The sequence below is a fragment of the Paenibacillus sp. LBL genome (genome assembly GCF_029893715.1).
Taxonomy (GTDB): domain Bacteria; phylum Bacillota; class Bacilli; order Paenibacillales; family Paenibacillaceae; genus Paenibacillus_AQ; species Paenibacillus_AQ glucanolyticus.
Genome location: NZ_JARXYU010000051.1, coordinates 1 through 1,265 on the forward strand (window position 1 = coordinate 1; position 1,265 = coordinate 1,265).

A 1,265-nucleotide genomic window follows, 5' to 3' on the forward strand; every position below is an offset into this window, starting at 1 on the left:
TGAAGTGCACCCCTTAGAATGGACATTGGAATAAACCCCTGGTTTATCCGATGAAATTCTAGGGGGTGCATTTTTGTATGGCAATTAAGGGACAAAAGTATAAAACGTATTCGGAAGAGATCAAGAAAGAGGCGGTTCGTCTGCATGTTATCGAGGGATGGACTTACCGAAAGATTAATGAACACTTGGGGATTAATGATCCTCAGCGGATGAAGAAATGGATGCGGAAGTTTCGGGAACAGGGCGAGTTTGGACTGGTGGATCAGCGAGGTCGACGGGAAGCATACATCGACCAAGATCGGTATGTTCAAAAGCTCAAGCGGGAAAACGAAATGCTAAAAAAGTGCTTGGAAATCTGGATGCAGGAGGTGAAAAACAGAAATATAAAGTCATTGAGATAGCTGCCTCTAGCTACCCCGTCAGCAGCCTTTGCAAACTCTTCAAGGTCTCTCGTAGCGGCTACTACGCCTATCTGAAGCGCAAACATATGGACCGGGACAAGGAAGCTGCATTGCTCATTCGTCGGGTGTATGCGCGCTACGAAGGGAAATACGGCTACCGCCAAATCCAGTTGTTCTTGTGGCAGGATGAGGGCATATGGATGAACCACAAGAAAGTATTGCGTCTGATGCAAAAGCTCGGACTTCAATCCAACATTCGCCGCAAACGCCGTTTTAACACGGCGTACCATGCGGGGGAACGCGTGGCGGAGAATCTGTTGAAGCGAAATTTCACAGCAGAAAAACCGAACCAGAAATGGGTAACAGATGTGACGCAATACCGGGTAGGTGAGCGCTGGCTGTATCTTTCGGCAGTCAAAGATTTATTCAACAACGAGATTGTGGCCTACCAGCTTAGCGAACGCAACGACAACGAACTGGTACTAAAGACGTTCGCCAAAGCGTTTGCCAAGCAAAAAGACGTGACCGGATTGGTCGTTCACAGCGACCAAGGGTTCCAGTACACGTCTCATGCTTACCATGACATGCTGCCAAAGGTTAGCGCCCAAATCAGCATGTCTCGTCGGGGCAATTGCCTAGACAATGCCTCCATGGAGAGCTTCTTCTCGCATCTCAAAACGGAAGGGCTCTACCCTTATAATATCCGAAATCTGGCAGAGGCACAAAACCGAATTGAAAAATACATACGATTTTACAACCAGAGACGACCGCAGCGGAAATTAAACAAACTGACGCCGGTAGAGTACCGACGCCAGTTTGCAGCTTAGGTGTTTTTCCAATGTCCACAAAATGGGGTCTTGACCA

The 1,265-nt window shown here is 47.9% G+C and carries 2 protein-coding genes; both read left to right on the forward strand.

The features are described 5' to 3' along the window. The first annotated feature begins 77 nt into the window (after positions 1–77). A complete protein-coding gene (locus M2277_RS31605) occupies positions 78–401 on the forward strand; it encodes a helix-turn-helix domain-containing protein (protein WP_006210604.1) in 324 nt (107 codons plus the stop codon). Further along, positions 344–1,228, forward strand: coding sequence for an IS3 family transposase (locus tag M2277_RS31610; protein WP_210190097.1), 885 nt, complete (start codon positions 344–346; stop codon positions 1,226–1,228). The genes M2277_RS31605 and M2277_RS31610 overlap by 58 nt, the downstream gene beginning before the upstream one ends. Positions 1,229–1,265: the final 37 nt, after the last annotated feature.

Coding starts and splice junctions, on each gene's coding strand:
- M2277_RS31605 (WP_006210604.1), top strand. CDS start 78: ATGGCAATTAAGGGACAAAAGTATAAAACGTATTCGGAAGAGATCAAG.